We start from the raw sequence: 7,365 nt of genomic DNA on the forward strand, positions 1-7,365 counted from the left end.
AAAAACGCGGCCGGCGCGCCGACACACAGAGATTCAGCCGCGGCGACCGGCTCAGCGCGCTTCCCGTTGTTAAAAAACGCGGCCGGCGCGCCGACGCACAGAGATTCAGCCGCGGCAGCTGGCGCAATGCGTTTTCCGCTGTTAAAAGAATTTAGCTGCGGAGGCCCGTAAAGCAGGCTTCCCATTGTTAAAAAACGCGGCCGGCGCGCCGACGCGCAGAGATTCAGCCGCGGCGACCGGCTCAGCGCGCTTCCCGTTGTTAAAAAAACGCGGCCGGCGCGCCGACGCGCAGAGATTCAGCCGCGGCAGCTGGCGCAGCGCGCTTCCCGTTGTTAAAAAAACGCGGCCGGCGCGCCGACGCACAGAGATTCAGCCGCGGCGGCTGGCGCAGCGAGCTTCCCATTGTTAAAAATTGTTAAAAAAGGAGAGAGGGTATGGACGGACGTTTGCGCAAGCTGGTGGAGGCCAGCGAAGCGATTGTATTTTTCGGTGGAGCGGGCGTGTCGTGCGAGAGCGGCATCCCGGATTTCCGCAGCACGGACGGGCTGTATCACCAGGAATACCGCTGGCCGCCGGAGGAAATTCTGTCCCACGATTTTTTCGAACGCCGGCCGGAGGAGTTCTTCCGCTTTTACCGCGACAAAATGCTGTACCCGCAGGCGGAGCCGAACGCGGCGCACCTTGCCCTTGCGCGGCTGGAGCAGGCCGGTAAGCTGAAAGCCGTCGTCACGCAGAACATTGACGGCCTGCACCAGGCGGCGGGCAGCAAAAACGTGCTGGAGCTGCACGGCAGCGTGCACCGCAACCACTGCACGCGCTGCGGCGCGTTTTATACGCTGGACGACGTGCTGCGCTCCGAAGGCGTGCCGCGGTGCGGCTGCGGCGGCGTCATCAAGCCGGACGTGGTGCTGTACGGAGAAGCGCTGGATGAAACGACGCTCAACGCGGCTGTGCGCGCCATCCGCCGTGCGGACCTGCTGCTGGTAGGCGGTACGTCGCTGAACGTTTACCCCGCGGCGGGCCTGCTGCGCTATTTTACAGGCGCCGCGCTGGCGGTCGTCAACAAGACGCCGACCCCGGCAGACGCCCGGGCAGACCTGGTGATCCAGGCCTCTATCGGCCGCGTACTGGGCGGCTTTGAGGACTGAATTGTAAAAAAACAAATAAACATACAAAAAATGTTTTAAATCACTTGCTTTTTTGTGTAATATGCATGTATGATAAGAATGTAGATTTTCCACAGAACGGAGCGAGTGGAGATGCGGGAAACAGAGAATACGGCATACGCACGCAAAAGGGAATTTTTACTGTGCACCGACATCTGCGGCAGCGCGCTGGACACGCTGCGCAGCCGGCAGGAGCAAGCCTATTGCCCGGCGCTGGTAGAGGTGTTTGAGCTGGAGGAGCACGCGCAGGAGGCGCGGCGTGCCTGGATGTCTGTTGCACTGGAAAGCCGCCTGCGCGGCGGGAACCGGTTCCGTCTGCTGTCACAGGCATGTGTGCGCATCGCACAGCAGGGGGCCGCCGTGCCGGGGCTGGACGGCATTCTGCATTGGGTGGAGAGCGGCAGCGAGCTGACGCACGGCGCGCTTGCGGCCCGCGTGAAGCGCGGCGCGGGCCCCGCCCTGGCGCGGGCGCTGGCCTGGAGCCGGGAGGTGAACCGCCGCCTGACGGCCATGCCCAAGGAGTGCGCGCCCTTTGCCGCGGTGGAAGGCTGCCTTGCCGCGGTACGCGCCGTGGCGGACGTGGTGGCCATGGGCACAGGCACGCCTGCGGCGGTAAGAGGCGAATGGACGCGGGGCGGCTTGTCCGGCTATACGGACGCGGTGTTCGCCGCGCCGCAGGACGGCAAGGCGGAGGCGCTCATTCCCGTTTTCGGTGCCGGATACCTGCCTTCGCACATGCTGGTGGTGGGCGATACGCTTGGCGACGCGGCACTGGCCGCGCAGGCGGGCGCGTTGTTTTTTCCCATCCTGCCGGGCCGCGAGGAAGCGTGCTGGCAGCGGCTGGCCGAGGAAGGCTTCCCGAAATTTTTGCACGGCAGCTTTGCGGGCGCATACGAGGACACGCTGCGCAAGGCCCAGCGGTCGCTTTTGCCCTAGGCGAAGCGGCCGGCGGCAAAACGGCGCATTCGATAAACGGCAAGGAGGAACGCCCCATGGACGGCAAACGGCGTGCGGACATCCGCCCCGGACAACAGGTGGAGATCGTACTTAAAAAAGACCAGCCCACCGGCAGGCGCACCCGCGGTGTGGTGCGGCGCATCCTGACAAACAGCCCCACCCACCCCCACGGCATCAAGGTGATGCTGGAGGACGGGCAGGTAGGCCGCGTACAGGCTGTGCTGGACGCGCCGGCTCCGCAATGAAAAAACCCCAGCCTTTTGGCTGGGGTTTCAGACTGTCGAAAAAAGCAAAGAAGTAAAAGAAAAGTCCAGGGAAAAAGCTGGCGGTGGCAAAGCCATGCATCTTTGCGCAGCAAAGTGCAAGCCACGCGGCGAATGCCGCCAAAAAGGGGTGGTGAACCCCTTTTTCATTTAAAATGACCCCGCGCCGTGCGCGGCGAACGGGGCCAAAGGCCCTGTTCGTAGGCAGCTTGGCGCAAAAGCGCAGCTTTTGCGCCAAGCTGAAACCCCAGCCTTTTGGCTGGGGTTTTTGAATGGAGCGGATTACGAGGCTCGAACTCGCCACCTTCTGCTTGGGAAGCAGACGCTCTACCAGATGAGCTAAATCCGCGGAGCATTTATTATTTTAATCGCTTCGCGGCATTTTGTCAATGCATTGCGGGCAAAAAATAGAGCGGCACGCCGTTTTGCCGGTTATTCTGAAAAACCGTTTTTCAGTGCGCGCACATAGCGGGACGCCTTGGCGATCTGCTCATAGCTGAGCTGGCGGATGTCATCCACCAGATTAAACGCATTGATTTTTTCCTCGCGGTACATCTGCTCCAGAAAACGGTGGTATTCTTCGTCCAGAACGATATCCACCATGCGCTTGCCGTGGGCGCTGAGCGAACGGAACTTGCGGATGCGTTTGATCTCCTCCGAGCTGAAGATCTCGCTTGGATGAGTGTTCAGCAATTCGTCCAGCGAACAGTTCAGCACGCGGGTAATGGCTGTGATCGTCTCCCAGGTGGGGTTCTGATTTTCTCCAGAAAACAATTTCGACACCGTGCGGTACGGGACGCCGGACTGCTCGGCGATGCTGACGCAGGAAAGATTGCGCACCTCGCGGATCTCATTGAGCTTTCGAATGTTCATAAATTTCTCCTTGTCCCGCAATATTTGCCTTTTATGGTAAGTAAATATTACCTTAAAAGGTAATATTTGTCAATGATAACAGTATTAAGAAAAAAATACGTGTTTTTTGCCAATATGAATTTCCCTATTGTAATGATATGATTACAGACGCTGCACATCCTGCGGCATTTTCATTTTTGCCTGCTTGTGTGCGTGCAGCGAACACAGGAAAGGTGCGGCTGCTTTATTTTGTCGTTTTGTTTTTGATTTTGTCGATTTTACAAAAAATGGTATTTTTCACGTCTGAACTGCGATAAAATAAAAGCGTAGATTTACCGCGAAAATAAAGGGAAAAGGGGTTCATTTCGGGTATGAGGTATACGGTGGTGTGCGAGTGTTCGTTCGATGATGTGAATGGGGAATATGCCACCTATGCGCTTGCCTGGGGCGAGGCATGCGTGCATGACGTTTCGGTGGACGCGGCCTTTGTCCAGCGCGTGGCGGACGCGCTGAACGGCCAGGACGTACCCCCCGAGCATGTGTACAACGTGCTGGACAACTTTTATGGTATGGGCGAAGCCGCCCCGGTCACCCGCCGCTGGTGGGAATGAACGGCAGGCAGCAGCCCGCCCCGGCCCCCGTTTTGGGGGTTTTGCACAAGTCAGCTTGCCAAAAAAGGCGGGCGAAAAAGCAAAACTTCAGGAACATTTTACGAAAATTTGACAGCGGCATTCCCTTTGTGCGTCCATTCGTTGTAACGCCGCCGACACTGTGCTACAATAAATGACAGTGTGAGCCGGGCGTGCAGGGCGAAGGCGCGCTTGCCGTGCGGCTCTGGGAACGTGAAATTTTCCTGGAGGCGAAACAATGACGTACACGCGCAAGAACAAAGGCGTTTGCTCTCTTTCCACTGAAGTGACGCTCACAGACGACGGCGTCATCGAATCCGTTACAGTCGTGGGCGGCTGCAACGGCAACCTGAAAGGCATCAGCGCCCTGCTCACGGGGCTCAGGGCGGAGGACGCCATCCGGCGCCTCAAGGGCCTTACCTGCGGCAGCAAGCACACCTCCTGCCCGGACCAGATCGCGTTGGCGCTGGAAGAAGCGCTGGCAAAATGAACCATCCATAAGATACCAGGAACATCAAAAACACGGGCCGCGCGGCCCGTGTTTTTTTCGGCTTTGCACGGCAAAGCCGGAAAAACGGCCGTGCGGCCCGGGACGGGCCACGGCCTTACGCTCAAAAGCGCCGGGGCACAGGAGTGCCCGGACGCGCAAAAAAAACACGGGTCCGGCAGCCCGTGTTTTTTTCGGTCCGTTTGCGGCCATACTTCCCCTGTAAAGGAGCGTTCGGACGGATGAATTACACTTTCAGCGGATTTTCAAAGGCGGGCAACGCCGTGGTGCGCGGCGCCATTGCGGCGGCGCAGGACATGGGCCATACTTACGTTGGCACCGAACACCTGCTGCTGGCGCTGGTGCGGGACGACACGGGCGAAGCGGCTGCTTTTTTGTTGGAAAGGCAGGTCTACGGCTATCAGGTGGGGCGGCTGCTGCGCGAGCAGGTGGGCTGCGGCAGGCGCACGCGCCTTTCCCCAAGGGATTTCACGCCCGCGCTTTCCAAATGCGTGGACTGCGCGGTGATCGAGGCCAAGGCCGTGTCCGACGGGAAGGTGGAGCCGGTGCATCTGCTGGCCGCGCTGCTGGAGGCTCCGGCAACGGCGGGGCGCATTCTGGTGCAGCTTGGCGTGGAGCCCGCCGCCGCGGCAAAGGAATGCGGCCGGCGCATGGGCAAGTTCCCGCTGTTCCAGCAGACGCCCCGGCCTGTAACGAGCCCCCGGGGCGCGGCGCGCGCCGCCGAAAAATACGGCAAGGACCTGACGAGCCTGGCCGAGCAGGACAAGCTGGACCCGGTGCTGGGCCGCGACAGCGAATTGCTGCGCATGGAGCAGATCCTGGTGCGGCGGCGCAAAAACAACCCCTGTCTGGTGGGCGAGCCGGGCGTAGGCAAGACGGCTGTGGTGGAAGGGCTGGCCCGGCGCATCGCCGCGGGACAGGTGCCGCCCCAGCTCCGGGGCAAGCGCATCCTTTCGCTGGACATCACCAGCCTTGTGGCGGGCACCAAGTACCGGGGCGATTTTGAGGAGCGGTTCAAGAACGTATTGCTGGATGTGCAGCGTGCCGGGGACGTGATTTTATTCATCGACGAGGTGCACGCCATCGTGGGCGCGGGCGCGGCGGAGGGCGGCATCGACGCCTGCGGCATCCTCAAGCCCCTGCTGGCGCGCGGGGACATCCAGCTCATCGGCGCGACAACGCGGGTGGAATACCGCCGCCACATTGAAAAGGACGCGGCGCTGGCCCGGCGCTTCGGCGCGGTGGAGGTGGAGGAGCCGGGCCAGGAGACCGCCGTGGAGATCCTGCAGGGGCTTGCGCCGCGCTACGCGGCGCATCACGGGGTGGAGATCGCACCGGAGGCCGTGCGGGCGGCAGTGACGCTTTCGGCGCGGTATCTGCCCGAACGTTTCTTGCCGGACAAGGCGCTGGACCTGCTGGACGAGGCGTGCAGCGCGGTGCGCATTGAGGCTGCGGAGCGGCCGGGAGGGCCGGAAAAGCCCGCCGTGACGGCGGCGCACATCGCGGCGGTGGTGTCGCGCCAGAGCGGGGTGCCGGCCGAAAAGCTGACGGCGGCCCAGACGGCCACGCTGGCGGCGATGGAGCAGACGCTGTCCAGCCGCGTGGTAGGCCAGCCGGACGCGGTGCGCGCCGTTGCGGGCGCGCTGCAGCGCGCCCGGCTTGGGCTTGCCAGCACGGCGCGCCCCATGGGAGCGTTTTTGTTCCTGGGGCCCACGGGCGTGGGAAAAACAGCGCTGGCCCGGGCGCTGGCGGATTGCTGCTTTGGCAGTGAAAAGGCGCTTTTGCGCTTTGATATGAGCGAATATATGGAAAAGCACACGGTGGCACGCCTGCTGGGCGCGCCGCCGGGCTATGTGGGCTACGGCGAGGGCGGGCAGCTGACGGAGGCCGTGCGCCGCCGCCCGTACAGCGTGGTGCTGCTGGACGAAATTGAAAAGGCACACCCGGACGTGGCGAACATCCTGCTGCAGATCATGGAGGACGGCGCGCTGACCGACAGCGAGGGGCGGCGTGTGGACTTCACCCACACGCTGGTGATCCTGACGTCCAATTTGGGCGCAAAGCACCTGGCGGGCCAGCGCGCGGCGCTGGGCTTCGGCACGGGCGCGCCGGGCGAGGGCGCGCGGGCCGAGGTGATGCGGGAGGTGCGCGAGCATTTCAGCCCCGAGCTGCTGGGCCGCCTGGACGAGGTGCTGGTATTCGGCCCGTTGGCGCAGGAGGACCTTGTGGCCATTGGGGAAACGCTGCTGCGGGAGCTGGAAGCGCGCGCCGCGCAGCAGGGCATCCGCCTGGCGCACACGCCCGCCGCCGCGCGGCTGCTGGTGCGTGAGGCATACGAGCCGTCCTCCGGCGCGCGCAGCCTGCGCAGGGCCATCACGCGGCGGGTGGAGCAGTGCCTCGCCCAGCAGCTTCTGGGCGGCGTGGAGAACGGCGCGGCGGCGGATTTTCTGCTGGACGCGCCGCAGGACGTTCTGTCGCTGGCGCGGCGGTGCGGCACTGCTGCAAACGCAGCGCAGGGCGGCGCGCGGGGCGGCGGGGAAGCGGACGCGCCCGAACAAAACGCGGCGGCCCCGGCCCCGGACACGGTACAGGCGTGCAATTTGTGAAATGCGGCAAATGCGGGAATGGAAAAGCGGAAGGCCAAAGGCCTTCCGCTTTTGGTTGTATTTTACGCCCGGCTTAAGCGTGTTGACGCAGGAAGCCATCGCCCGGAAACAAAAATTTTTGCGCATGGCCTCGTCCGGCACACTTGCAGGCCAAAATCATGGCCCGCCTTTAGGCGTGTTGGCGTAAGAAAACATCGTCCTTGAAGCGGGAATTTCCGCGCATAGCTTCGTCAAATCGCCTTGACAACCACAAAGGGTGCCTGCGGCAATTTTCCTTGCTCTGCATCGAAAATTCCCGTTTCAAGGGTGCTGCGCAGTTTTGGCCCGGCGGTTTTGGATGTACAGTGCGCGAAAAAAGCCTGGCAATCCTTTGTGGATTGCCAG

At 62.2% G+C, this 7,365-nt stretch carries 7 protein-coding genes and 1 tRNA gene; 6 read left to right on the forward strand and 2 right to left on the reverse strand.

Annotated features, from left to right (window positions below; translation table 11 throughout):
* Positions 1-434: 434 nt before the first annotated feature.
* The 3 genes from TQ39_RS19245 (at position 435) to TQ39_RS19255 (ending at position 2,368) form a co-directional block, all read left to right on the forward strand.
* Positions 435-1,148: an NAD-dependent protein deacylase gene (locus TQ39_RS19245; protein ID WP_050006738.1), complete on the forward strand. Its 714-nt coding sequence runs from the start codon at positions 435-437 to the stop codon at positions 1,146-1,148.
* A 111-nt stretch (positions 1,149-1,259) separates the two neighbouring features.
* Positions 1,260-2,102 carry a hypothetical protein gene (locus TQ39_RS19250; protein ID WP_009322580.1) on the forward strand — a complete coding sequence of 281 codons (843 nt, stop codon included), beginning with the start codon at positions 1,260-1,262 and terminating at the stop codon, positions 2,100-2,102.
* A 56-nt stretch (positions 2,103-2,158) separates the two neighbouring features.
* On the forward strand, positions 2,159-2,368 hold the full coding sequence (locus TQ39_RS19255) for a YwbE family protein (protein ID WP_009322581.1): 210 nt from the start codon (positions 2,159-2,161) through the stop codon (positions 2,366-2,368).
* Positions 2,369-2,659: 291 nt separating this feature from the next.
* On the opposite strand, the gene TQ39_RS19260 is transcribed toward TQ39_RS19255, so the two are convergent.
* Positions 2,660-2,735 (reverse strand) — tRNA-Gly (locus TQ39_RS19260).
* 83 nt (positions 2,736-2,818) lie between these two features.
* Positions 2,819-3,259, reverse strand: a complete 441-nt coding sequence (locus TQ39_RS19265) for a helix-turn-helix domain-containing protein (RefSeq protein WP_009322582.1) — start codon at positions 3,257-3,259, stop codon at positions 2,819-2,821.
* A 350-nt stretch (positions 3,260-3,609) separates the two neighbouring features.
* On the opposite strand from TQ39_RS19265, the gene TQ39_RS19270 reads away from it, so the two are divergent.
* The 3 genes from TQ39_RS19270 to TQ39_RS19285 all read left to right on the forward strand — a co-directional run bounded on the left by TQ39_RS19270 (position 3,610) and on the right by TQ39_RS19285 (position 6,981).
* Positions 3,610-3,849, forward strand: a complete 240-nt coding sequence (locus TQ39_RS19270; protein ID WP_050006739.1) for a hypothetical protein — start codon at positions 3,610-3,612, stop codon at positions 3,847-3,849.
* Between the two features lie 256 nt (positions 3,850-4,105).
* Entirely contained in the window at positions 4,106-4,357 is a 252-nt protein-coding gene (locus TQ39_RS19275; RefSeq protein WP_009322584.1) for a TIGR03905 family TSCPD domain-containing protein, read from the forward strand.
* Between the two features lie 239 nt (positions 4,358-4,596).
* Positions 4,597-6,981, forward strand: coding sequence for an ATP-dependent Clp protease ATP-binding subunit (locus tag TQ39_RS19285; protein WP_050006740.1), 2,385 nt, complete (start codon positions 4,597-4,599; stop codon positions 6,979-6,981).
* Positions 6,982-7,365: the final 384 nt, after the last annotated feature.

The organism is Ruthenibacterium lactatiformans (assembly GCF_000949455.1).
GTDB classification, from domain to species: Bacteria; Bacillota; Clostridia; order Oscillospirales; family Ruminococcaceae; genus Ruthenibacterium; species Ruthenibacterium lactatiformans.

Bases quoted from the DNA above. Each gene is read 5' to 3' on its own strand.
- TQ39_RS19255 (WP_009322581.1), top strand. From the start codon at position 2,159: ATGGACGGCAAACGGCGTGCGGACATCCGCCCCGGACAACAGGTGGAG.
- TQ39_RS19270 (WP_050006739.1), top strand. From the start codon at position 3,610: ATGAGGTATACGGTGGTGTGCGAGTGTTCGTTCGATGATGTGAATGGG.
- TQ39_RS19265 (WP_009322582.1), bottom strand. From the start codon at position 3,259: ATGAACATTCGAAAGCTCAATGAGATCCGCGAGGTGCGCAATCTTTCC.
- TQ39_RS19250 (WP_009322580.1), top strand. From the start codon at position 1,260: ATGCGGGAAACAGAGAATACGGCATACGCACGCAAAAGGGAATTTTTA.
- TQ39_RS19275 (WP_009322584.1), top strand. From the start codon at position 4,106: ATGACGTACACGCGCAAGAACAAAGGCGTTTGCTCTCTTTCCACTGAA.
- TQ39_RS19285 (WP_050006740.1), top strand. From the start codon at position 4,597: ATGAATTACACTTTCAGCGGATTTTCAAAGGCGGGCAACGCCGTGGTG.
- TQ39_RS19245 (WP_050006738.1), top strand. From the start codon at position 435: ATGGACGGACGTTTGCGCAAGCTGGTGGAGGCCAGCGAAGCGATTGTA.